Below are 23,711 nucleotides of genomic sequence, written 5' to 3' on the forward strand. Positions count from 1 at the left end.
ACCTAGGAGGTGCCAATATTGAAAATTGTAGATTTAAAATTAACCCCAATCGGAGTACCGAGACATACTGGTTTTGTTAATAAGCATGTAATTGTTGAATTGTTTTCAGATGAAGGAATTGTTGGGATTGGTGAGATGTCTGATTTTTCACATCTACCTCAGTATTCGATAGATTTGAATGACTTAGCACATGTTTTAAAATCTTTTCTCCTTGGAAGAAGTCCATTTGAATTAACCAAAATTAACAAAGAACTATTGGATAACTTCCCTGAAGCCCTTTACTATTATGAAAAAGGAAGTTTTATAAGAAATGGAATTGATGCTGCCTTATACGATTTATGTTCGAAATTTTTGGAAATACCTGCAGTAGATCTTTTAGGGGGAAAATATAGAGAAAAAATCAAGGTTTGCTATCCGATTTTTAGACATAGGTTCGTAGAAGAGGTCGAGGAGAATATTAATATTGTACGAAAAAGATTAGAAGATGGTTTTGATACATTCCGACTTTATGTTGGTAAAAATATTGAAGCGGATGAGACTTTTCTTGATAGGATTCGGCAAGAATTTGGTTCTCAAGTTACAATAAAATCCTTAGATTTTAGTCATTTATTGGATTGGAAGGATTCCTTAAGAGCAGTGAATCGATTTAAAAAATATGAATTTCAAATGATTGAGAGTCCTGCATTTCGAAATGATTTTGAAGGTCTTCATAATTTTAGAATGAGAACTGAGTATCCAGTAAGTGAACATGTTTGGGGATTCCGTCAACTACACGAAATGATTAAATATGATTCAGTAGACATATTTAATATCTCACCTATATTTATTGGAGGGTTAACAGCTGCAAAGAAAGCGGCTGCAGCAGCAGAAGTAGCGGGAAAGGGCTGTTTATTAGGAACTACCCAAGAACTTTCAGTTGGAACGGCAGCTATGGCTCATTTTGGCTGTTCATTAGTTAACCTGAACTATATTTCTGATCCTACTGGCCCTAAATTGTATGTCGATGATATCGTCAAAAATCCAGTTAAATATGAAAATGGTTATCTTATTCTTCCTAATAATGGACTTCACGGTCTAGGATTGGAGCTTGATTGGGAAAGAATAAATAAACTTAAGGTAAAAGATTTAAGCTGGGGAAATGTGACAGTTCATCAGCTTCAGGATCGGACATCAATTAATTAGAAATCTTAGTAAAACATGCAAAATGTATTACACTTTCACATAAAACGAACTGATGATGTCGAATCTTATTGTTTAAGTCATTTATTTCGCATTTTATGATATATCAGATTTGATATATTGAAAGTAGGTGATACTTAAAATTGAAAGGAATGAGAATATCTTGATAAATGAACCTTTTAAAAAGCGCTTAATTTCACAAACTAGATCTGTAAGAGACGTTATTTATGAATTTTTAAGAGATTCTATTTTATCAGGAGAATATGAAACTGGTAAACATTTAAAGGAAAGAGAACTTTCAAAGGAGTTTGGAGTTAGCACTACGCCAATAAAAGAAGCGATTAGGCGGCTTGAACAAGAGGGATTGGTATCGACTCAGGCAAGAAGAGGAACTTTTGTTTCAGAGGGTATCATGAAATCAGTTGAAGAGATAACTCTAGCAAGATCTTCCCTTGAAGGTGTAGCAGTACGAATTGCTACCAATAAAATTACAGATGTTGAGATTGAAATATTAGAGGATATAATCCGAATGATGAAGGAAAACACTATTCAAAAAGACAAAGAAAATTTAATTCAATTAAATGAAAAATTCCATAAAACTATTACTCAGTTTGCTAAAAATAGTTATATCCAAAAACAGATTGAAGCAATCCGTGGGTTTGATCGATTTATTAGAAAAAAAGCCTTATCATATACGGATGAACTAGAACGAGCATTTTATGAGCATAAGTCAATTTTTGATAAAATTGTTGAACGTGACCCAGAAGGTGCAGAAATAGCCATGATTAACCATATTAGGAGAACTTCAGAAATGATACAAGATCGACAATAATAACTATTGAAAGGGTGGGGCATTAAAGATGTTTTCAAAATTCAAAGAGATAATTAGGGGCATAAATGCCATTAATACGACGCCTTTTACAGAAAACAAAGAAATTGATTGGGAACTCTTAGGACAAAATATTGATTATTTACTTACAAATGGAATCAAGGCAATTTATCCATGTGGGAATACGGGTGAATTTTATTCCTTAACGATAGAAGAAGCGAAAGAAGTTACAAGATTCGTTGTAGAACGTAATAAAGGTCGTGCAAAGGTAATCGCTGGCATTGGCTATGATTACAAAACAGCTTCTCATTTAGCAAAATATTATGAAGATATTGGGGCAGATGGCATTATGATCCATCAACCAATCAATCCATTCATGCAGGAGAATGGATTGATTGAATATTATAATTCGATTGCAACTTCAACACATTTACCTATTCTACTTTATGTAAGGCAGCAAAATATAACAATTAATGTACTTAGACAGGTAGCCCAACTTCCAAATGTTGTCGGTATAAAGTATGCCGTTAATGATTTAATTAGTTTTGCGAAAACGGTTCAAGAAGTCAACGAAGATGTTGTTTGGGTCTGTGGAAGTGCGGAGATGTGGACACCATTCTTCTTTATTGCTGGTGCCGAAGGATTTACGTCTGGATTAGTTAATGTTGATACGAAACGATCTTTTCAACTACTAGATGCATTAAAAGATAAGCGTTTTACCGAGGCAATGCAAATTTGGAATGAAATTAGACCTTTTGAAGAATTAAGAGAACGGTATATGAATGGAAATAATGTAAGCGTTGTCAAGGAGGCGATGAACCAACTTGGCTTGTCTAATGGGGTAGTAAGAGCCCCATTATCAAGATTATCAACTGAAGAAGTAAATGAACTGAAGGTTACTTTGAAAGATTGGGGTATATTGACTGAACTAACGAAATAATTAACAGGTAAAAATTTATACTAAATGAAAAGGAGAAAGAATATGAAAATTACAAATGTAGAACTATTTCCAGTGAAAACAGAGAGACGGTCAGGAGCAATTAGTAGACATGTAGTTTTAAAGGTTTACACAGATGAGGGTATTATAGGACTTGGTGAATTTTCAGATCTGGGAATTTATCGGTATATGATGCCAGATATTGAGAATTTAAAAATTGCAGTTAACAAATTAATGGTCGGTGAAGACCCTTTTGAAATTGTACAATTTCATAAAAAGGTCAGTAAAGTTCTAAAATATTATGGGCATCATTCTATGCCAATCTATCCACCTTATACATTAGATTCACAGCTGGTAGCCGCGATGGAAATGGCTATGTATGATATCAGTGGAAAATATTTAGGTACTCCTGTTTACAATCTTTTAGGTGGAAAGGTAAGGGATACATTCGAAGTAACTTATCCATTATTTTCTTGTAAAAAAGCTGAAGATATTCCAGTACGGTTAGATTGGGTTGAGGAAATGTACAATGAAGGGTGGGACCGAATGCGATATTATGTCGGTGAGGACCTAGAGGCAGATGAAAGATTTTTGGAAGCGTTTCGTGATCGTTTTGGTAATAAAATTACTCTAAAAGCAATCGATTTTCAAAGAAAATTATATTGGAAAGATACATTAAAATGGATTGAAAGATTAAAGCATTTCGATTTCCAATTGGCAGAGAGTGTTTCGTTTGGTGAAGATTATGAAGGTATGGCTGAAATTAGAAGAAAAGTAGATATACCTATAAGTGAACACATTTCAAGTTATGCAAATGCATTACGAATGGTTAGACATGAAGCAATTGATATTTTCAATGTCTCTATTCAAATTGGCGGAATTCAAACAGCGTTGAAATTTTATAACATAGCAGAAGCAGCAGGTTTACAGTGTCTCTTAAGTACAACTCAAGAGATGAGTATTGGAACAGCAGCTACCTGTCATATGGGAGCAGTAGTTCCAGAACTTCATTATGCAGGTGACGTCATTGGACCTGTGCTATATAAACAAGATGTAACTAAAGAGAGAGTAAAATATGTCGGACCTAGAATGTTCTTACCAGAAGGAGTCGGTCTTGGTGTGGAATTAGACGAGGATAAGTTGCAAGATATCGCGAGTCCACTATACGAATGGGAAGAATTAGGTTCACACTCTGGAGTAATTGTACAATAGTTAATTTATTATCTGAAGGGGTGGTAAAAAATGGTGGATGTATTAAAGTCTGTTAACTTAGAAGAGTTATTAGCACATCAACAACCTAGAAAAAACTTTAACATTATTAAACTAGATGAGGAAAAATATGCAGTAAGGGTTGCAAAAATTCATGATAGATTTCCATGGCATTCACATCCTCATGGTGATGAAGGTTGGTTGGTGTGGGAAGGACATATGACAATCGATACTGAGGAAGGTAGTGTCGAATTAAAAAAAGGTGATTTTACAGTTATTCCAAAAGGAATTAAACATTCACCTATTGCACACATTGACAATACTATTGTGGTTATTTTTAATCTTACAAAATTAGGAATGGATTTAGTAGATGAAAATGTAGATCTGGGTGAATTCGAATTACCTAAGGAGAGCCGATCATAGAAATAAGTAGAATTGTCACATTTGTTATCAGACTTTCTGAGTGTAAAAAAGGTTAAAGGGAGGTTTTAATTGATGAGAAAAAAGTTACTACCAATTTTTACTATGCTATTTGTTCTATTAGGAATGGCTTTAGCAGGTTGTAGTGGTGATGAGAAGACAACAAACGAAGGACAGGCAAATAATGAAAATGGTGATGGAGATCAATGGAGTGGTAAGACATTACGAGTTTCAGCTCAATCATGGATAATTGATAAATGGCCACTTGAGGAAGCAGCTAAACAATTCATGGAAGACCACCCAGGATCAAAAGTAGTAGTGGTTCCTGCAGTAAATAAAGGAACAGGTGATTCATATTTACTCCAATGGTCTCGGGGAAACTCTGATGTTGACCTAGCCCTTGGAGGATCACCTGCAGATATTGCTATTTATGTAGCAAAAGATTTATTGGTAGAATTTGATGACAATTTCTTTGAGGACTATTCACGTGACAAATTTGTAAAGCCTTTCTTAGATCTTGGCTTATATAATGACAAACAATTTTCTATCCCTTTACTTGGAGAAGTAATAGCATTAAATGTTCGTAAAGATTTAATGAAGGAAGCGGGTCTTACTGATAATGAAGGAAACCCAATTCCACCAAAATCATGGGATGAATTATATGACTATGCGAAAAAACTTACGAAAAAAGAAAGTGGTAGTACGACATATGGGTTAAGTGTCGATCTAGCTACGAATTTTGTTCATTTAAACTATTATTCTGGTTTACAATCAAAAACAGGAAATTTCTTAGATGGTGATTTCATTGATTTCGAAAGTCAAGATGCAAACGATTTATTAAATTTTTGGAAAAAGGTTAGTGCCGATGGATTTGCACAACCTGATACTTTACAGGACCAAAATGCTGGTAGAAATGCATTTTTATCGGGTGGTGTAGCGATGTTATGGACTGCTGCATCAAGAACACAGGAGTTTGCTGAAACGTTTGGTGCTGAAAATGTAGCTACTCTTCCTCTACCAGGATCAGAAAATAACGGAAGTATCGCATTTACACATGGAATCTTTATTCCAAAAGCAGGAGCAGAACCAGATATGGCTAAAGCATTTATAAAAGAACAATTATTAAACGAGTATGGTCAACAATGGTCAGCTACTAAATATGGAAAACTACCAACTGTTTCTGCGAACTATGAAGGATTGCCAGAAGGTTTATCTTCTTTATTACAAATTGTAGAAACATCCAAAGGAGAACCATTATATAAAGAGCAAGCAAAATTAACTGATTTAGTCCATAAGCAGATTTCGAATATGCTTGTGAATAATCAAAGTGTAGAAGACACCTTGAAGAACATAGATAATGGTATGAGGGAATTAGATTTGGAAATGGATTAATAAATATGGTAGATGAATGGTTCTGTCATTCATCTACCTTTACAAATAGGAGAAGGGGGATAAAAGTGAGCCAGATAAATATCGATTCAAATCGGGAACTGAAAATAGAAAGTGTAATAGGTAAATCACGAAAGAAGAAAAAATTCAATCTTAGTATCTATCTGTTTCTAATACCTTCTATTATTTTTGTCGGTGTCTTCATGTTATATCCACTACTTTATTCTTTTGGGCTAAGTTTTATGGAATATAACTTTGTCTATGATGATAAGGCAAAATTTGTTGGATTTGGAAATTACATAAAGATGTTTACTGATAAAACCTTCCTTACGTCACTATATAATACTTTATATTTTGCTGTTATCTTTTTTGTATTATTGATCGGATTTTCTTTAGGAATTGCATTATTACTAGAATCAAAATTAAAAGGAATGATTATCTTACGTACAGTAGTATTTTTACCGGTAATTGTAGCTATGGCTTTATCGGGAGTAGTTTTTCAATGGATATTAAATGAGAACTTCGGTGTACTCAACCATATTCTAACATCCATTGGTTTAGAAAGATTCGCTCTAAATTGGCTTGGAAATCCTAATGTAGCTATTTATACAATTATTGCGGTAAGTTTATGGAAGTATTGTGGAATTATTTGCATTATGTTTTTAGCTGGTTTACAAGCTATTCCAAAGGAATTATATGAGGCAGCAAAAATAGATGGGGCAGGATCATGGTCCTCCTTTATCCATATTACACTACCAAATCTAAAGGAATCTTTTATTATTACTGGTGTATATGGAATTATGCAATCGCTTAAAGTCTTTGAACAGCCATTTGTTTTAACATACGGCGGTCCAGCTGATTCAACATCAACACTTTATTTTTATGCATGGAGAAATGGGTTTGAATTCTATGATATGGGATATGCCTCTTCCATTGCTTACTTTATTGCAGGATTAGTATTAGCCTTTAGTTTGTTACAAATTATGCTCTTAAATAAAAACAAATCAATGAATTAATTATTTGAAAAGGAGGGAAAGTATGACTTTCATAAAAAAATCGGTACTATACTTCATTACAATTTTTGTTGGGTTTGCTTTTGTATTTCCTTTTATTTGGGTATTGTTGACTTCATTAAAGACGGATGATGATATTTACCAGCAACCAATAAAAATACTCCCAGAGCAATTCACATTAGAACAATACACTTCAATATTTACCAAATCCCCAGAGCTCTTAACTTTTTTTTGGAATAGTACATTAATAACAATAATTTCAGTTGCATTAGTGACAATTTTTAGTGGAATGGCAGGTTATGTAATTGCACGATACAAATTTGTAGGTAGTAAATCTTTCTTCTTCCTTTTGTTATTAGTAATGTTTGTACCTTGGGTTATTTTTTTAATCCCTATTTATATATTGGAAGATACATTAAATCTTGTGAATACAAGAGTGGGCTTGATCTTACCTTATATTGCTTTAAACTTACCACTCGGAATATTTATTATGAGAGGAAATTTCAATTTAATTCCTAAGGAAATAGAAGATGCAGCACTTGTAGATGGATGTAATGTATTTCAAATGTGGTATAAAATTATGCTTCCTATGGTAAGACCAGGTCTTGCAACTGTAATTATCTTAACAGGTATATCCGTTTGGGAAGAATTCATGTATGCAAGGTCATTAATAACATCTCAAGAAGCATGGACTGTTCCAGTTGGGATAACTATGCTTCAACAAGAAGCACAAGCCTGGGCATTTGGAACGCTAAGTGCTGCAATACTACTTTCTTTAATTCCATTGTTAATACTATTTTTGGCATTTCAAAAGTATTTCATCAAGGGTATTACAGATGGATCTGTTAAAGGATAAACAAAAAGGAGGGATGATGAGTGGAAGTACATCAAGGCTTTCATAGAATTGAGGTTCCATACCAAAATCGGTATTTATATCAGCATATCTTAATAGGAAATGAGAAACTTCTGATTATAGATACGGGTATAAATTCAACACCTGAAGAAGTATTACTTCCTTATTTAAATGAAAAAAATATTAATACGAATCTAGATATCTATATATTGATAACGCACTGTGATGCAGATCATTGTGGGGGTGCTTCGGTTCTAAAGAAATACTTTCCAAATGCTAAAATTATGGCACATCAAAGAGAAGTGCCATATCTTGAAAATCCTACTCTAAATCTTTCATATAGGTATGGAGAATTTGAATCCATTGGTATTAAGCGTTCTCCCAAAAAATATGAGCAGCTTCTTCAAGCATTAGGAGAAGGAGTTAAGGTTGATATTGAACTTAACGGTAATGAAAAAATAAGTTTATCAAAGGATTGGGAGGTAAAAATCATCAATTCACCTGGCCATACTGCAGGCCATGTTTTAGTGTACGATTCATTAAATAAATGTGCAATCATTACTGATGCAGTTCTTGGAAATGCAATCCTTACAAGAACTGGAAAGAAAGCACTCTGCCCTACTTACAGGTATACAAATGAGTATTTAAGAACAATTGAAATAGTAAGAGAATTAAATGTAAATATTTTGTACACTAGCCACTTTCCAATAATAGATGGCAAGCAAAGGATTTCGGATTTTCTTAACGAAAGTAGAGAATACGTATTTTTGGTAGAAAAGTATATACATGAAAAAATGAAACAAAACGGAGAACTAACTTTGAAATTACTTATTGAAGAGGCTGATGATTCATTATCTCCTACTGATCGAAAGATAGATTTATATTATTGTCTACAAGGGGGGCTTGAAAGGATTAAAGAACAAGGTTTATTCGAATTAATTAAATTAAACGGCCAAGAAATATGGAAAAAATGCGAAAATTAAAAAGCAGGAGGGTTTGACAATGACAATAGGTATTCTAAAAAAAACGTATTTGAATTTTATAAATGGTGAATGGATAGTTTCTTCATCAGGTCAAGTATATAAGAGTTTTAATCCTGCAAATACTGATGAAATTATTGGATATGTTCAAAATTCAACAACAGATGATGTGAATTTAGCTGTTGCTTCGGCAAAAAATGCTCTAACATTTTGGGGGAAATTAGCCGGAAGTGATCGTGGAGCTTATTTATATAAAGTTGCAGACATTTTAGAACGAAGACTTAACGAAGTTGCTGAATGTATGACACGTGAAATGGGGAAAACATTTCCCGAAGCAAAAGGTGAGACATCTAGGGGCGTTGCTATCTTGCGTTATTATGCTGGTGAAGGTATGCGTAAGGTTGGTGATGTAATTCCATCAACAGATAGCAAAGCTTTAATGTTTACAAGCCGGGTACCATTAGGGGTAGTTGGTGTAATAACCCCATGGAATTTCCCTGTGGCTATTCCTATCTGGAAAATGGCTCCAGCCTTAATTTACGGAAATACAATTGTCATAAAGCCCGCACAAGAAACAGCTGTCACTTGTGCAAAAATTATGGAGTGCTTTGAAGAAGCTGGAATACCAGCAGGTGTAGTAAACATGGTTACAGGATCAGGTTCAGTAATCGGTCCTGCACTTACAGAAAATCATGATGTTAATGGGATTACATTTACCGGATCAAACCAAGTAGGTAAAAGAATCGGAAAGAGTGCTTTTGAGCGAGGTGCCAAGTATCAACTTGAAATGGGAGGAAAGAACCCAGTAATTGTTGCAGCAGATGCAGACATCGACTTAGCTGTAGAACAAACAATTAATGGAGCTTTTCGTTCAACTGGTCAAAAATGCACAGCAACAAGCCGGGTAATTGTCCATAGGAACGTATATGAAACGTTTAAAGAAAAGCTATTAACAAAGACAAAAGAAATTACTATTGGGGATGGTTTAGAAGAAGGAATTTGGATGGGACCTAGTGCGAGTGAAAACCAGTTAAAATCAGTTTTGTCTTATATAGAAAAAGGAAAACAAGAGGGAGCAACACTGCTTCTAGGGGGAAATCGAATAACTGGTGGATCTTTTGATAAAGGATTTTTTGTAGAACCGACCATATTTGAAAATGTAACTTCAAGAATGACAATTTTCCAAGAAGAGATCTTTGGACCAGTAATCGCTCTCGTAAAAGTAGACACTTTAGAAGAAGCAATAAATGTAGCGAATGATGTTGAATTCGGATTAAGCGCTTCGATTTTTACAACTAATATTCAGAATATGCTATCCTTTATTAATGATATGGAAGCAGGACTTGTACGAGTAAATGCTGAAAGTGCTGGCGTGGAACTACAGGCGCCATTTGGAGGGATGAAGCAATCAAGTTCTCATTCACGTGAGCAAGGTGAAGCAGCAAAAGAATTTTACACATCAATCAAAACCATATTTGTTAAATAATTTTAGCCATAAAAATTATGAAACTCTTCTTGATATAGAATATTTAAATTTATATGTTGCTTCAACTTCACGTACTTAAAAGCAGTACGATAAATTTGAGCATATGAAAGTAGTCCTGATTATGAGGACTACTTTTTGTCGTTATTCAAGCATTTAATTATTTTTTCACAACTGCATCATCATTTTGGAGGTTTACTGTATTGTTCGTTACATATCCATTAGGGTTTGGATGAAGCCTTCTCCTTTTTAGGAGTTTTCCTATTAACTCAATGTTATTATCAATATAATCAAGCCTTTCCCTTGCGATAAGGGCCCATTCCATATTTCCTGTCATAGTCGAAAAGATATGTCTATATCCAAAAGAGTATTGTTTATAAAGCTGATAAATAACATAACTGGGTGTAAATGTTTGCTCTCTTTTTTTAATGATTTTCTCTATGTCCTTGTTTAACCATTCTGAAATCATTTTGGTTGATAGATTGATAACCTTTTTGTTAGACATGAACAAACTCCTCCTGTAATAAGTGAAATATCTATTGAACCATCAATTTCTTAAGTAATCCATGAATCTGCTTTTTTATGTACCTTTTAGCTGCATGAAAACCCTTCCAAATGGTTGTTACTACTAATAATTCAAGATAAATGTTTTTTATCCTTTTAAAAAATGTTGAATTTTTTGATTTGAGCCTGACGGAATCCTGAATTTCGGCAGGTTCTTTTGTATTTTGTCACTTATTAAATAAAAGTAATCTAAGGAAATGTAAAGTGATTTTATAATTTTGTATAAGTATACTTTACTTTTATAAAAATTAAGTTTATAATTTCAATCAAGAGGTGATGGTCATGAAGAAAGATTTTGGTGATTCGATCTCAAATAAGGTTTATGAATATCGTGTACTCGCCAGAATGTCTCAGCAAGAATTAGCAGAGAAGGTGGGGGTTTCCAAGCAAACCATCTTCGTCATGGAAAAAGGAAATTATGTTCCGACTCTGCTGTTAGCCTTCCGTATTGCCGAATTTTTTAATGTGGATGTAACCGATATTTTTACGTATGAGAAAGGAAATGATCAAAATGGGAATTAATAAGTTTTTCTCTGAAATTCATTACGCAGTTTTTAACCCATTAAAAACATGGGCTGAACAAACTCCAGGAAATTGGAATATTCTCCTTTGTAGCGGTTTAGCATTACTTTTAGTCGGAGGGGTTTTAACATACGTATTTCACAAAAAAATGGGTGAAGCTGACGAAAGAACAACGCAAATATCTTTAAAAAGTGCCTTGATTACCTTATGTGTAGTCATTTTATGCGACATCATTTTTCCGAAAGAATATATGTGGCAAATTTTCTTTTTATATAAATATTCCCTTGCATTCCTCGCTTCAGGAATCTATTTAGCTGTTCGCTACAAAAAAGACTTTTTTTGACGAAAGAGCCAAAAAGGGATTCGAAAAATGCTTGTTCTTTCAATTAGGAAGATGGCTTTGAAGTTTTATGGGATCTCTCAATAGATTAGAATTCGATCTGGGTAAATGATTAAAATGGGGAGAAGGGGAGGGGCAACAAATTAGGACAGTAATCAAAAGTCGGTCGCCAAAAAAGATTGCGACTCTTTTTCTTATCGTGATAACGATGTCGATCTATGGATACCTTCATCTGGAAAAAAGCATCAAATACCCTTTTGTTCAAGTAGATATAGAATCTGACTTTCTATCAGAGGCATACTTTACTGAACTCTCAGAGCAGTATGATCAAATTCGTTCTGATTATCGAAAATGGTATATCTTTGATACGTCCAAAGCAATTGCATCACACGCAATTTTAACTGGGATGATGGATGATTTGGTGGAAAATCGAGAGCTTTTGAAAGGGCATAAACAATTTGATCTGTTTTTTGAGACATTTGATCAACATGTCAAACAACTTCCTTCTATCACGAAAGAGATTCATTATTTTCGAAATGAACTGAATCGATATGGGGAGGCACCTGAACGATTAGAAGATATGGTTGAACTAGCGGCATGCGGGAAATGGCAGCTATTCAGTGCGAGATACCACCGATATGAAGTAGACAAATATGACGCTGGTTATAATGTAAAGTTTATATCATCAAATGGTCGCTTTGAAGTTGTCTATCATGCTGAGACGGGTTTAATGGTAACCGATTCGGTTAACATGGGCACCTATAATTATGCGCCTGGCAGCATCATTCCATGGAAATATTACCAGCATCATCAATATGACAAAGTGCCCTGGAAGAAATGGGGCAATACCAAGCAGGTCTCATACGAGGATATTACACAAAGACAGACGAGACACGGCTCAATCGAACAAAAGGATAGTTCTGCAGCACTCGAAATGCTGATTGAAAACAAAATGCAAGAATCAGAGACTTGTGATCAGTAATTGGATTATGGTAAACACAAATAAAAAACTGAATCTACTATTGGTAGACTTTAATACGATACACATAGAAAAAGCCAACTTTCAATGATAGAAAATTGGCTTTTTGGTTTATTCAAGTAAATTTTAGTATGCTAAGCCGAAAAGGGCTTTGATATGAGTTAAGTAACGAACATGACTTGCTTCTTTCATTAATGAAGCAGGAAGACCTTTTAGTTGAATATTGTTGCTACCAACTGTTGCTACACCGTCTTTACGGCCAAGACTTGCAAGTGTACCAGAGTTGATTGGGCTAAATTCTTCAAGCTTTTGGCCTTTAAGGATTGCAAAAAGGTTGTATCCACAAGTTTCTCCCATTTGCCATGCATTTTGAGCAGTAGGCGCATATAATGGACGTCCTCCATCAGCTGGAAGTGAAACAGACGCGTCACCAACCACAAATACTTCTGGGTGTGATTTAGAACGTAAATATTCGTCAATCACTGCTTTCCCACGATCACATTCAAGACCAGATTCTTGAACGACTGGAAGGGCTGCAACACCACCAGTCCAAACAAATGTGTTTGCTTCGATTGTAGAACCATCTTTGAGGGAAATTTTATTTCCTTCAACGCCTGTAACAGGTAGGCCAGTTAAGAAATCAACGCCACGTTTAGCTAAGCTTTCAGTAGCACGTCCGATTAAGTTATCAGGAAGGACTGGTAAGATTTTAGGACCAGCTTCTACCAATTTGATGTCTAATTCATTGAAGTCAACGCCGTATTTTCTTGCAACTTCAGGGAAGTGGTCAACGATTTCACCAACTAGTTCAACACCAGTTAATCCTCCACCACCAATTACAATCGTTGCATCTGCTGGGTTTTTAGATTCCGCATAAGATGCAATTTTACTTTCAATGTGTTTGTAAATGCGGTTTGCATCTTCAACTGATTTTAATACGAAACTATTTTCTTCAAGGCCTGGGATACCAAAGTAACCAGTTTGGCTACCAAGTGCAACAACTAAGTTGTCATAACTCAAGACAGCACCGTCTGCTAGGTGAACTTCTTTTTTGTCTACAGAGAAAGAGGTCACTTCGCTGATTACCACATTGATATCTTGATTTTTGAATAGTTTTGTTAAAGGGAAAGAGATTGCGCGTTCGGTTGTTGAACCTCCCGCAAGACGGTGTAATTCCGTAATAAGTTGGTGAGTAGGGTATTTATTCACCACTGTAATTTGTGCTTCAGCTTTACTTGCATATTTACGTAACGTTAGAGCAGTCAATAAACCTCCGTAACCTGCACCTAAGATGACGATTTCTTTTGACATGATTAATCCTCCGTCCATACTAGTAATAGAAAAGATATAAAATTATTTTGCTTTATTTTCAGCTTGTACTTCTAAAAATGCGCTAACGAAGCGTAACATTTTTTGAGCTTCTGGATCTTTCAATAATTTTAACACACCAAATAGACCGATATTTTCATGTGAAGCTTCTGCACGGTCTTTTGCTTCAATAGCTGTTGCAGCAATTGTTTTAACTGAACCGATTACAGGTTCGGAAAATTCTTTGATGGCATGTACTGTATCATTTTTTAGTACTTCATCAGTTGCCACTAACTGAGCGAAGTCATATGCTTTTGTTAATAAATTAACAGCCTCTGTTAATTTTGGTAGCTGCTCCACTAAAGTAGTAAGTGATTCTTGTACTTCAGGTTTTAATAATTGATCAAGTACGTCTGTTTTCTCTTTACTTAGTTCTTCTTGAGCTTTAGTCAATACTTCTGGCATTTCAATTCTCCTTCAAAGTTGAATTTCTACAAGCAAATCTTGTTGAGAATGCTGGTAGATTTTGAGTCATGTTTCATATTCACATTTAATAGGGCAACATATCCAAGATTTCTAGCTACACATATATAGTTTCATAAACTTGTAATTTATTAAATATACATGTAAAAAAATCAAACTTGTTGTAACTCGTTTTTACACGTATTTCCCCATAAAACGTTATTTATATGTGATATTCATGTGCCATATAATACTATAACGCTAAATTCGTAATTCGTAAAATGTATTTTTAAATAGGAAATATATTACTTATATTAATAGGAATTGGGATGCTTGCCTATTTGGATAAATGGCAACTAAAAAGGGCAAGAGATTTCGGTACCTGTCCACTGCAGAGTAATTGTTACGATTGTCTAAATCACCATATAAAATGAACAAATGTAACTTGCGATTGCCTTGTTACGTCATATATATAAAGCTTTCTAAAAGGGGCGAAATTCATTGAAAAGATTCATTATTGGAGGATTCACATTTTTACTCTTATTTTTAACGGCATGTAGCAGTAGCAGTAGCCAAGAGGATAGTGCAGGTGGTTCTGCGAAAAGTGATGATATGTCAGTGCGTGAGAGTGCGAAGATGGAAGAAAAAGCCGAGATGGAAAATAATGTGGATCAGAGTACCAAAGAAACAGCTGCAACGACTGAAGTAAAGGCAACAAATCGGATGGTTATCTACAATGCAGAGTTAAATCTTGAGGTAAAAGATTTTAAAAAGGCACAAACCACGATTGAAAGTCTGGTTAATCAAATGGCAGGTTATATTGTAAATGCTCAAATTTATGATAGTGAAGAAGGGCAAATGGGAGGTTCTATAACAGTAAGGATTCCTCAAGATAAATTTCAAACGTTTTTAGAGAAGGCGGAGGACATAAGTGTAAAGTTGCATAATCGAACTGTATCTGGCCAGGATGTAACAGAGGAATATGTTGATTTAGAGGCAAGAATCAAGTCAAAAAGAGCTGTTGAAGATCGACTACTTGCATTTATGAAAGAAGCAAAGGAAACGAAGGATTTACTGCAAATATCTGCTGACCTTGAACGGGTTCAAGTTGAAATTGAAAGCCTGGAAGGCAGAATGAAGTACCTCGAGAATCAAACAAGTTTATCAACTGTTACACTTACTTTGTTTGAAAACAAAGTGGAGATTCCAGGAATTGATAAGGAAGAGCTAAATACGTGGGAGAAAACAAAGAAACAATTTATGGACAGTATTAACTTCCTGCTTACAGCGTTTTCAGGTTTTCTCGTTTTTCTTCTAGGAAATTCACCGATTTTACTTTTACTTGTAATTGTAGGTTTGATTGTATGGTATGTCAGTAAAAAAGTAAGACGTAAAGGAAAGAAAGAACAATAACATTATAGAGGGAACTCGAGTGAATGTGTAATTAATGTTAATGTCAGATGCACCAATCTTACTATAGAAAACATTCAAGGAGCGCCTGGAAAAAACAGGCGTTCTTTAGCTTTCATCTCATAATATGTTTTGCTTTGGATATTATTTTGTATTTAGGTTGAATATCCATTTAATTAACCATTTATTATTACATAAATTAACATGAATGATATCCTTTCTAACGAAAATAGTAGGTAGAGAGGAGGTAATGAATATGATAAAAGTTTTACGGGGTGTAGGTATTTTATTCATTTTGGTAGGTATTATCTTTGGAATGACTCAAATTTCGGATTTAATGGACCAATACGACGATGTGAAGTATTGGGAAGAAGCGGCTGAAGAAAATTATGACAATTCTCTTATTGAAGATAGGTATTTAACATTAAATGAACTTTATAAATCAAGTCTAATTTTTACATTTGCTACAATAGTATCCAGCATTGTATCAGGAATATTTTTTTTGGCATTAGCTACAATTATTGATCTACTACAAAAATTGGTAAGAAAAGAATGTTTACCATCTACTAGCGAATAATAGTTGATTTTATTTAAGCTAAAACATCTCTTTCAAAACGCCAACAATCAAATCACACAATTTAATAGCACTTTTAAGCTGATGTATTTTAGGTATACCTCCTATAGAAGTCCTTTATTTACAATTGGTCTTTCCTGCGATAGCGCGGTATTACAAAAGATTGAGCAAAACCATGAATTGTGAGATGAGGGGGGCAGTACCTCCCCCTTGTCCCTTGTCTATTCGACAATGGTGATAATGGGTGGTTTATGTAAGTAGTGAAAGAAGTTTGCACCGTCTTCTTCTGCTTGTTTAGCCTCAGGGCTGTTAAAAGCCTCCATTAATTTTTCCATGTTCTCAAATTCCAAGATGGTAACCAGATAGAGGTTTAAATCACTCCCTTGGGAATTCACTACTCGATGAACAGAATTGTTAATGAGGTTTGGTATTTTCCTTCCTATTGGGACATGAACATCGAAATAATGTTTATCAAATTTTTCTTTATCCTTCGGTTTTTCATACATAATAATCATCTTCGCCATAATCCACACTCCTTTTACATTCTAGTTGACTATATTCTTTTTACCAGCAATATATGCTGTTCTTGACTTTATAAAGTTACTGGTAAAGCATCTTTCTAGTAAAAAGTGATTATACTACATGCCTTTAAAATAAAGGTTTTGGACACACTACTAACGATATAAAAAATGGAGGTATGTTTAATGGCTGTACCTGATTATCAAACGATTATGCTACCTTTACTAAAAACATTACAAGATGGAAGTGAACATATTTTAAAGGATATTTATCGACAACTAGCTGAGGAATTCCAATTAAGTGAAGAAGATTTAAATGAATTACTACCGAGTGGAACGCAAAAAACGTTTCATAATCGTGTGGGATGGGCGAAGACCTATTTACAAAAAGCAGGGTTACTCAGAACGGTTTCACGAGGGAAGTTCGTGATAACAGCACGGGGATTAGAAGTATTAGCATCCAATCCCCAGTACATAAACAATAAATATTTAACGCAATTTGAAGAATTTAAAGAATTTCGGTCTATATCAAGTTCTGAAGATACAGTAGTAAATCCATCTACAACAGAAGTTCACAATAACGATAATGATACACCTGAAGAAGTTTTAGAAAAAAGTTACCAACATTTGCGGAACGAGTTGTCAACTGAATTATTGAATACCGTTAAACAATGTTCCCCTTCCTTTTTTGAAAAGCTTGTAGTTGATTTATTGGTTGCAATGGGATATGGAGGTTCAAAAAGCGATGCTGGCCAAGCAATTGGAAGAAGTGGAGATGAGGGAATTGATGGCATTATCAAGGAAGATAAATTAGGGTTAGATGTAATCTATATTCAAGCAAAAAGGTGGAGCAACACAGTAGGTAGACCTGATGTTCAAGCCTTTGCTGGAAGTTTAGAAGGACAAAGGGCTAAGAAGGGCGTATTTATTACGACTTCCAGATTTTCGAATGAAGCAAAAGAATACGTGAAGGTCATTGAAAAAAAGATTGTTCTAATAGATGGAGAACGCTTAACACAACTTATGATTGATTATGATATCGGCGTTTCTGAATACAAGAAATTTATTATGAAACGAATAGATACAGATTATTTTGATGATGAGGAAATCTAGGAATTGATTCGTACATAGAAACAGAGGTATTTATTTTATCATCTTGTATAAAAATAAGAGACAAAACAATTACTAAGCGTTTAATATTTTGGTTGAATTATTTTATAGAGGTTAGGTTATGGAGATACAAAAGTATAATTTTTTTATCTTTAAAATCTCCGTTAAAAATAATAAAAATTTGTATTCAAGATATACTATCTAATTCTACAACTATAAATACGTTAAAATTATTTTAGAAGGATAAGTATGGACTCGAAACTTAAAGGAATAGGAATAATAATTTTAATATTATGCTCATTATACGGGTTTGTGCCCTTGTTTGTGGATATACAAGAAATAGTCTATTCAATATTTGATGATGGGTATAGATATGAAAAAAAATCAGATAGGGATCTTGATCAAATCGGAAATATTTACGAGTTAGGAATAATATTTGGAGATGATGCGGCAAAGATGTTCGAAATCGATTCCTACCAAGGAGTGAATTTCGATGATATGAAGACAAGAGAAGATGCTGTTCAGATTGCATCCTTTTTATATAGAAACAGAGTGAACGATTTTATTTGTCTTGGACCACAGGAGGGTGACTGTATGAGTATGCCTACTGATAAGGAATTGATAGAGAAATACAGAAATAATGAAATATCAAAGTATAATAGTGAGAGATCAACAGTCAACGCATTTTATAGTGGTTATGTGGATGGTTTTTTATCGTATTATAATTATTAAGTTCAACCAAATTTTCAGAAAAGATCACGCATACCATATTATCTTTATAAACTTTTAGAGGGACTAGTTGTAGGTAATAGCGAGTTAGCTTAAGAAGCGGTAGAACACTCACAAATGTTGATACATCAATGTTTATGGGTGTTTTTCTGTTTTGAGGAAAACGGGTAAAAAAGGTAGGTTTTTGATATTGTTTACCCATTTTTTACACAAGGAATGAGTAAAAAATCAAAAATGTTAAGTAACCCATATATAACCTAGTAGACTTATATTGCGCAACAATCCTAAGAGGCTCACTTAACAAATGCTGAAGTGGGCTTATTTTTAATATTTATTAATTCCGTAACCGAAAAGCTTTAATCTAGGGGAAAAGAGTTGCTGGTGGTATTATAGAAATAATGTTAAGTATTGTCAGGGGGGATTTAAGGATGGCTCTACTTCAAGATGAATTAAAAATCATGACGCTCCAAGACTTACTTGGGATGAAATTAGCCTTACCATCATATCAGCGTCCTTATACTTGGAGTGTGAAATCTACGAATACGCTTTTTCTTGATACATTTTATGCATATCAAGAAGGTATACAAGAGTACAGAATAGGTTCTGTTATTTTACATAAAGAAAATGATAAATACAATGTAGTCGATGGTCAACAGCGGTTAACAACTCTTTCGATTCTACTATACTGTTTAGGTGATGAGGAGCAGGGGCTACTTCGAGAAAAGTATAATCAACTATCTAATGATGCGATAGTGACTAACTTTGAAATATTATCAAAGCGGTTAAGCGAACTTTCGAAAGAAGTGCAAAGTAAATACAAAGAATATTTACTCCAACATTGTAGTGCAGTTCAAATTGTCACAGATAGTGAGCAAGAAGCTTTTCAATTTTTTGATTCACAAAACTCTCGCGGCAAAGAGTTGGCACCACATGATTTATTGAAGTCATATCATTTACGTGAGATGGATGATGCAGACGAGCATCTGAAAGTAAGAATTATCAACCAATGGGAAGATAGGAACCAGGATGATTTGAATGAATTATTTAAAAGTTATCTTTACCCATTGACGCAATGGTATAAAGGAAAGAATGGTTTAGGCTATTCTTCAAGTAAAATCGATGTATTCAAAGGAATTAAAACTACAAATGTGTATAATTATGCTATTTATCATAAAGCAAGTAACCTTTTTGTAGAACAGTTTAATGCAAATGGAAGCAGTGAAATACTTGCAACTCGAGCACTAAATCAATTTCAATTAACACAGCCATTGATGGCTGGAAAGCGATTTTTTAATTATGCTCTTCATTATGGAAAGCAGCTTGAACAAATAAAAAATCGAATAAATAAGTTTCACAATGATAAACAAATTCCGAGTAGACGTTCTGGAGATCTATACATTAAACAGTTATATGAATGTGCGCTATTGTTTTTTGCTGATCGCTTTGGTATTGATAGTCTGTCAAAAAGTGGTGTAATGCAACAACTATATTCTTGGAGCTATTCTTTGCGACTAACTATGAATGCTGTGTATCCTCAGACAATTAATAAGTATGTGCGAGGAAAACATGAACGTTTGAACGAGGGGTTGGATCTGTTTTCAGAAATAAGTGAGATGAACAATCCAGAAGAATTAAAACTTATTGTACTTGAGCAACCCAATATCGAGAATAAAAATAAAGAGAAGTACAAAGGTGTGTATGAATTACTTTGTGAATGGAATAGGTGGTAGGCGATGGATAAGCATTTAAAAATCATTCCTGTATCACGCATTTTTACTGATATTAGTTATGTCGTACCGATTTATCAACGTAACTATGCATGGGGGGAAATGCAAATTGAACAACTGATAGAAGATATTGATAGTTCAATTAACGATTCTAATAAGAACTACTTTCTTGGAAATCTTATCGTTAATCAAACGGATAATAATGTTTATGAAGTAATAGATGGGCAACAAAGGTTGACAACATTATTTCTATTAGAAACCTATCTTGGGATGAACCTCGCAAAAGATGCACTAAAATTTGAAGCACGCGAAAAGTCAAACCGCACCCTTCACATGATTAACATTGGAAACAAGGGTGAATTATTAGAGGAATTAGTTTCTGTTGAAATTATAGAGGGCTCTCAAATCATAGATAACTATTTTAATACTAAAGATATAGACAAAAATGAGGTAAGGAAAAAACTTGAAAAGGTTTTTCTTGTTCGTGTACAAGTTCCACAAGGTATCGATTTAAATCACTACTTTGAAATCATGAATACTCGTGGGGAGCAACTTGAACTTCATGAAATAGCAAAAGCAAAGTTTTTAGAAGTTTTGGAAACAGAACATGATAAAAAAACTGCAGCACTGATTTGGGATAAATGCTCTGATATGGACTCATACATTCAAATGAATTTTGATCCCAAACTTAGAAAGGCTCTTTTTACAAAAAATTGGACTAGCATTAAGGATAATATCGGAGATTTTGATTCAGTTAGGGAATATGTTCCGAATGATGAAGATGATATAAATTCAGTTCCTTTAATTGAAATTCTAAAAAATAAACAACTTCTTAATAACGGAGTAAGTAAGGATGAAGTTGAGAATGAACGATTTGAATCGACTATTTCATTCCCAAATTTTTTACTGCAGGTAAATGCAGTCATTGCAAAGTTGGGAGAGGAAGATTCAACGCTTGATGATAAGCACTTCTTGAATAATTTATCATGGGCTTGGGAGGACGCTGACAGAGCAAAGAACTTTTTATATCATATGCTAAAATGCCGTGTGCTGTTTGATAAATATATTTTGAAACGTGAATTTGCGAGGGATTATAAAGAAACAGGAAAATGGTCGTTACAACGTTTAGAGAAGTATAGTGATGCGAAAGGGGATAAGCCAAAATATGTAGGAACTTTTGGTGATGACGATAGTCAGAAGAATAAACAAATCAGAACGCTGCAATCCTGTTTGCGCGTAACCTACACATCACCTAAGACTATGCATTGGATTTCACTGGTCTTAGCCAAGTTATTGGAGAATGAATCATGTGACATCATTGAAATCCTTGAAGATTACTGCAAAACAAAAGTTCTCAATTCAAATTTTGAGGAAGCTAGTGGATTTGGTTTTGAAAGAATCGTATTTACGTACCTTGATTATCTATTATACAAAGATGGATATTCTTACTTGGATAAGGAAATTATTTCGCCAATGCGTGATGACTGGCAATTTCAATTTAGAAGTTCCATTGAACACTTTCAACCACAAAATCCAGTTGTAGGTGAAGATTGGGAATCGGATGATCTTAATGGTTTCGGAAACCTTGCATTAATTACTGTATCAGGAAACTCGAAGTTTTCTAACTTGCCACCAGCAGGAAAAATCAGCTCATACCCAAGCATTATCGAGCAAAGTTTGAAACTTAAAATCATGAAAGAATTAGTCACTCTTGATGATGAAGGATGGACTGAAGCAAAAGCAAGCAAACATAAAGAAGAAATGTTTCTTTTGCTAAAAAAAGAGTATTAAGTAGTACATACACATAACGAAAAGGAAGATTTGGTTTATAGGTGAATTAAAATGAATCAAAGGGACATTGATATTTCAAGTGTCCCTTTTCTTAAAAATCAGCATTAACGTTAAGAGATGCTTTTAATTAAAATTTCTTCAATCTTTTTTGTGTCGATTGGATGAAAAAGATGTGATGAATTGTTGAGTAAAATGCACTCCGCTTTTTCTTTTTTTGACACACTTTTTAAAAAATCTTCTAGTAACTCAAAATGGACATGAAAATCTTTAGTACCATGAATAAAAGTGGTGGGAACTTTTATTTCTTTGACTTCTTCCTTTACGTTTATATTTGGTATATCTTTAATAAATTCATCTGAGTAGATTAATTTAAATCCTTTGTAAAAAGTATTTACTAAATCTTTAAATGTGTAATCTTTTGAAAAATACATATCTAATGTAATTTTGAATAGACCAGGGTGTTTAATTTTTTCATCAGAATAAATCATGGTATTATACTTCATTTGATATTTTCTAAGTACGCCCCATTGTTTATAACTATCTGTATAGGGCGGTTCTCCAACTTCTTCTAATTCCTTTAAGGCTTTTTTATCATTTCTTTTTAACGCTTCTTTCTTAATCTGTTCATAAGAAAGCTTATCATTTTCTGTCCAATTGATAATTTGAGATAAACCAGTATAGGAATGGAATTTATTTGGATGTCGATTCACTAGATATATACCAATTAACGTTCCAAACGAATGAGCCACTAAATGCACTTTTTCCACCTTGAACTCACTTTTCAAATAATCTACCATTTCGTTTGCATCTTGTAAAAATTGTTCAAAATTCATCGTATGTTGAGGAATATCTTTGTGATAGGATTTACCTGTACCACGTTGGTCCCAAAAAACAACGGTATAATGTTGCACAAGTTCCTTTATATTTGAAACGATGGTGTAATCTTTCCCTCTAGAAGATACGCCTGGTAAAGGCATAGAGGGACCTCCGTGAATAAATAACAGAACCGGATTTGAACTATCATAAGATTGAATTGTAATAGTTTGTTTAATACTACCAATAACAATGCTTTTAACGATATCTATTCCTTCTTTTGGAATTATAAAATCTCTTTTACTGAACATAGACAACCTCCTTTTACTTAATTATATTATTTAATTCCGCAAAATGGAGTATATTAACTTTATATTTAATGTGTAAAGCATGATAATTCGGAATGATCACTGATAAAAAAACATACAGACCTTTAACAGAGCCTAGATAAAAAATCAGAACAATCTATAAAGGAATACTAGAGTTAAAGAGAAATGGTGGATAATTAACATTTCATTCTATAGACGAATCGAGAGTATACCATCAAGATAAATACAATTCATATCACTTGA

24 protein-coding genes are annotated in these 23,711 nt (G+C 33.9%); 19 read left to right on the plus strand and 5 right to left on the minus strand.

All coding sequences use genetic code 11. The features are described from left to right. Window positions 1-18 precede the first annotated feature (18 nt). The 10 genes from BTHG_RS00955 to gucD all read left to right on the plus strand — a co-directional run bounded on the left by BTHG_RS00955 (window position 19) and on the right by gucD (window position 10,295). Window positions 19-1,182 (plus strand): mandelate racemase/muconate lactonizing enzyme family protein, encoded by a 1,164-nt coding sequence (locus BTHG_RS00955; protein WP_010280990.1) that lies wholly within the window; start codon window positions 19-21, stop codon window positions 1,180-1,182. Window positions 1,183-1,342: 160 nt separating this feature from the next. Next, the gene (locus BTHG_RS00960; RefSeq protein ID WP_010280993.1) at window positions 1,343-2,011 is read left to right on the plus strand and encodes a GntR family transcriptional regulator; all 669 of its coding nucleotides are present in this window, start codon (window positions 1,343-1,345) and stop codon (window positions 2,009-2,011) included. Between the two features lie 28 nt (window positions 2,012-2,039). Next, the gene (locus tag BTHG_RS00965; RefSeq protein WP_010280996.1) at window positions 2,040-2,948 is read left to right on the plus strand and encodes a dihydrodipicolinate synthase family protein; all 909 of its coding nucleotides are present in this window, start codon (window positions 2,040-2,042) and stop codon (window positions 2,946-2,948) included. Window positions 2,949-2,990: 42 nt separating this feature from the next. Continuing rightward, window positions 2,991-4,157 carry a mandelate racemase/muconate lactonizing enzyme family protein gene (locus BTHG_RS00970; protein ID WP_010280999.1) on the plus strand — a complete coding sequence of 389 codons (1,167 nt, stop codon included), beginning with the start codon at window positions 2,991-2,993 and terminating at the stop codon, window positions 4,155-4,157. Between the two features lie 30 nt (window positions 4,158-4,187). Continuing rightward, window positions 4,188-4,577 (plus strand): cupin domain-containing protein, encoded by a 390-nt coding sequence (locus BTHG_RS23950; protein WP_010281001.1) that lies wholly within the window; start codon window positions 4,188-4,190, stop codon window positions 4,575-4,577. A 72-nt stretch (window positions 4,578-4,649) separates the two neighbouring features. Then, the gene (locus BTHG_RS23955) at window positions 4,650-5,966 is read left to right on the plus strand and encodes an ABC transporter substrate-binding protein (RefSeq protein ID WP_010281004.1); all 1,317 of its coding nucleotides are present in this window, start codon (window positions 4,650-4,652) and stop codon (window positions 5,964-5,966) included. A 65-nt stretch (window positions 5,967-6,031) separates the two neighbouring features. Then, entirely contained in the window at window positions 6,032-6,979 is a 948-nt protein-coding gene (locus tag BTHG_RS00985; RefSeq protein WP_010281006.1) for a carbohydrate ABC transporter permease, read from the plus strand. A 22-nt stretch (window positions 6,980-7,001) separates the two neighbouring features. After that, window positions 7,002-7,832: a carbohydrate ABC transporter permease gene (locus tag BTHG_RS00990; protein WP_010281009.1), complete on the plus strand. Its 831-nt coding sequence runs from the start codon at window positions 7,002-7,004 to the stop codon at window positions 7,830-7,832. 20 nt (window positions 7,833-7,852) lie between these two features. Then, window positions 7,853-8,812, plus strand: coding sequence for an MBL fold metallo-hydrolase (locus BTHG_RS00995; protein ID WP_010281011.1), 960 nt, complete (start codon window positions 7,853-7,855; stop codon window positions 8,810-8,812). 19 nt (window positions 8,813-8,831) lie between these two features. After that, window positions 8,832-10,295, plus strand: coding sequence for an alpha-ketoglutaric semialdehyde dehydrogenase GucD (gucD, locus tag BTHG_RS01000; RefSeq protein ID WP_010281014.1), 1,464 nt, complete (start codon window positions 8,832-8,834; stop codon window positions 10,293-10,295). 157 nt (window positions 10,296-10,452) lie between these two features. On the opposite strand, the gene BTHG_RS01005 is transcribed toward gucD, so the two are convergent. Beyond that, a complete protein-coding gene (locus BTHG_RS01005; RefSeq protein ID WP_010281017.1) occupies window positions 10,453-10,797 on the minus strand; it encodes a hypothetical protein in 345 nt (114 codons plus the stop codon). A gap of 341 nt (window positions 10,798-11,138) precedes the next feature. Between BTHG_RS01005 and BTHG_RS01010 the strand changes: the two genes are divergently transcribed. From BTHG_RS01010 to BTHG_RS01020, 3 genes are all read left to right on the plus strand, one after another. Beyond that, the gene (locus tag BTHG_RS01010; protein WP_010281019.1) at window positions 11,139-11,378 is read left to right on the plus strand and encodes a helix-turn-helix transcriptional regulator; all 240 of its coding nucleotides are present in this window, start codon (window positions 11,139-11,141) and stop codon (window positions 11,376-11,378) included. Beyond that, window positions 11,368-11,721, plus strand: a complete 354-nt coding sequence (locus BTHG_RS01015) for a hypothetical protein (protein ID WP_010281021.1) — start codon at window positions 11,368-11,370, stop codon at window positions 11,719-11,721. Before BTHG_RS01010 ends, BTHG_RS01015 begins: the two co-directional genes overlap by 11 nt. Window positions 11,722-11,926: 205 nt before the next feature. After that, window positions 11,927-12,700, plus strand: coding sequence for a hypothetical protein (locus tag BTHG_RS01020; RefSeq protein ID WP_010281024.1), 774 nt, complete (start codon window positions 11,927-11,929; stop codon window positions 12,698-12,700). 123 nt (window positions 12,701-12,823) lie between these two features. Here the strand turns inward: BTHG_RS01020 and BTHG_RS01025 are convergent, their stop codons facing one another. Together BTHG_RS01025 and BTHG_RS01030 are read right to left on the minus strand one after the other, a co-directional pair. Beyond that, window positions 12,824-14,008, minus strand: a complete 1,185-nt coding sequence (locus BTHG_RS01025; protein ID WP_010281027.1) for an NAD(P)/FAD-dependent oxidoreductase — start codon at window positions 14,006-14,008, stop codon at window positions 12,824-12,826. A 42-nt stretch (window positions 14,009-14,050) separates the two neighbouring features. Continuing rightward, on the minus strand, window positions 14,051-14,470 hold the full coding sequence (locus BTHG_RS01030; protein ID WP_010281029.1) for a DUF1641 domain-containing protein: 420 nt from the start codon (window positions 14,468-14,470) through the stop codon (window positions 14,051-14,053). Between the two features lie 498 nt (window positions 14,471-14,968). Between BTHG_RS01030 and BTHG_RS01035 the strand changes: the two genes are divergently transcribed. Then, on the plus strand, window positions 14,969-15,880 hold the full coding sequence (locus tag BTHG_RS01035) for a DUF4349 domain-containing protein (RefSeq protein WP_010281032.1): 912 nt from the start codon (window positions 14,969-14,971) through the stop codon (window positions 15,878-15,880). A 253-nt stretch (window positions 15,881-16,133) separates the two neighbouring features. Continuing rightward, the gene (locus BTHG_RS01040) at window positions 16,134-16,454 is read left to right on the plus strand and encodes a hypothetical protein (protein WP_010281033.1); all 321 of its coding nucleotides are present in this window, start codon (window positions 16,134-16,136) and stop codon (window positions 16,452-16,454) included. 218 nt (window positions 16,455-16,672) lie between these two features. On the opposite strand, the gene BTHG_RS01045 is transcribed toward BTHG_RS01040, so the two are convergent. Then, window positions 16,673-16,975 carry an EthD family reductase gene (locus BTHG_RS01045; protein WP_010281035.1) on the minus strand — a complete coding sequence of 101 codons (303 nt, stop codon included), beginning with the start codon at window positions 16,973-16,975 and terminating at the stop codon, window positions 16,673-16,675. Window positions 16,976-17,155: 180 nt separating this feature from the next. On the opposite strand from BTHG_RS01045, the gene BTHG_RS01050 reads away from it, so the two are divergent. The 4 genes from BTHG_RS01050 (at window position 17,156) to BTHG_RS01065 (ending at window position 22,326) form a co-directional block, all read left to right on the plus strand. Then, window positions 17,156-18,082: a restriction endonuclease gene (locus BTHG_RS01050; RefSeq protein ID WP_010281039.1), complete on the plus strand. Its 927-nt coding sequence runs from the start codon at window positions 17,156-17,158 to the stop codon at window positions 18,080-18,082. 246 nt (window positions 18,083-18,328) lie between these two features. Then, window positions 18,329-18,811 carry a hypothetical protein gene (locus tag BTHG_RS01055; RefSeq protein WP_010281041.1) on the plus strand — a complete coding sequence of 161 codons (483 nt, stop codon included), beginning with the start codon at window positions 18,329-18,331 and terminating at the stop codon, window positions 18,809-18,811. Between the two features lie 425 nt (window positions 18,812-19,236). Next, a complete protein-coding gene (locus BTHG_RS01060) occupies window positions 19,237-20,538 on the plus strand; it encodes a DUF262 domain-containing protein (RefSeq protein WP_010281044.1) in 1,302 nt (433 codons plus the stop codon). A 3-nt stretch (window positions 20,539-20,541) separates the two neighbouring features. Then, entirely contained in the window at window positions 20,542-22,326 is a 1,785-nt protein-coding gene (locus BTHG_RS01065) for a DUF262 domain-containing protein (protein WP_010281045.1), read from the plus strand. Window positions 22,327-22,436: 110 nt separating this feature from the next. Here the strand turns inward: BTHG_RS01065 and BTHG_RS01070 are convergent, their stop codons facing one another. After that, a complete protein-coding gene (locus BTHG_RS01070) occupies window positions 22,437-23,450 on the minus strand; it encodes an alpha/beta hydrolase (RefSeq protein WP_010281048.1) in 1,014 nt (337 codons plus the stop codon). Window positions 23,451-23,711 lie beyond the last annotated feature (261 nt).

Source organism: Bacillus timonensis (genome assembly GCF_000285535.1).
Taxonomy (GTDB): Bacteria; Bacillota; Bacilli; order Bacillales; family Bacillaceae_L; genus Ferdinandcohnia; species Ferdinandcohnia timonensis.

Coding starts and splice junctions, on each gene's coding strand:
- BTHG_RS00970 (WP_010280999.1), top strand. CDS start 2,991: ATGAAAATTACAAATGTAGAACTATTTCCAGTGAAAACAGAGAGACGG.
- BTHG_RS01015 (WP_010281021.1), top strand. CDS start 11,368: ATGGGAATTAATAAGTTTTTCTCTGAAATTCATTACGCAGTTTTTAAC.
- BTHG_RS01030 (WP_010281029.1), bottom strand. CDS start 14,470: ATGCCAGAAGTATTGACTAAAGCTCAAGAAGAACTAAGTAAAGAGAAA.
- BTHG_RS01020 (WP_010281024.1), top strand. CDS start 11,927: ATGTCGATCTATGGATACCTTCATCTGGAAAAAAGCATCAAATACCCT.
- BTHG_RS01025 (WP_010281027.1), bottom strand. CDS start 14,008: ATGTCAAAAGAAATCGTCATCTTAGGTGCAGGTTACGGAGGTTTATTG.
- gucD (WP_010281014.1), top strand. CDS start 8,832: ATGACAATAGGTATTCTAAAAAAAACGTATTTGAATTTTATAAATGGT.
- BTHG_RS23955 (WP_010281004.1), top strand. CDS start 4,650: ATGAGAAAAAAGTTACTACCAATTTTTACTATGCTATTTGTTCTATTA.
- BTHG_RS01060 (WP_010281044.1), top strand. CDS start 19,237: ATGGCTCTACTTCAAGATGAATTAAAAATCATGACGCTCCAAGACTTA.
- BTHG_RS01010 (WP_010281019.1), top strand. CDS start 11,139: ATGAAGAAAGATTTTGGTGATTCGATCTCAAATAAGGTTTATGAATAT.
- BTHG_RS01055 (WP_010281041.1), top strand. CDS start 18,329: ATGGACTCGAAACTTAAAGGAATAGGAATAATAATTTTAATATTATGC.
- BTHG_RS00990 (WP_010281009.1), top strand. CDS start 7,002: ATGACTTTCATAAAAAAATCGGTACTATACTTCATTACAATTTTTGTT.
- BTHG_RS01045 (WP_010281035.1), bottom strand. CDS start 16,975: ATGGCGAAGATGATTATTATGTATGAAAAACCGAAGGATAAAGAAAAA.
- BTHG_RS01070 (WP_010281048.1), bottom strand. CDS start 23,450: ATGTTCAGTAAAAGAGATTTTATAATTCCAAAAGAAGGAATAGATATC.
- BTHG_RS23950 (WP_010281001.1), top strand. CDS start 4,188: ATGGTGGATGTATTAAAGTCTGTTAACTTAGAAGAGTTATTAGCACAT.
- BTHG_RS00965 (WP_010280996.1), top strand. CDS start 2,040: ATGTTTTCAAAATTCAAAGAGATAATTAGGGGCATAAATGCCATTAAT.
- BTHG_RS01065 (WP_010281045.1), top strand. CDS start 20,542: ATGGATAAGCATTTAAAAATCATTCCTGTATCACGCATTTTTACTGAT.
- BTHG_RS01005 (WP_010281017.1), bottom strand. CDS start 10,797: ATGTCTAACAAAAAGGTTATCAATCTATCAACCAAAATGATTTCAGAA.
- BTHG_RS01040 (WP_010281033.1), top strand. CDS start 16,134: ATGATAAAAGTTTTACGGGGTGTAGGTATTTTATTCATTTTGGTAGGT.
- BTHG_RS01050 (WP_010281039.1), top strand. CDS start 17,156: ATGGCTGTACCTGATTATCAAACGATTATGCTACCTTTACTAAAAACA.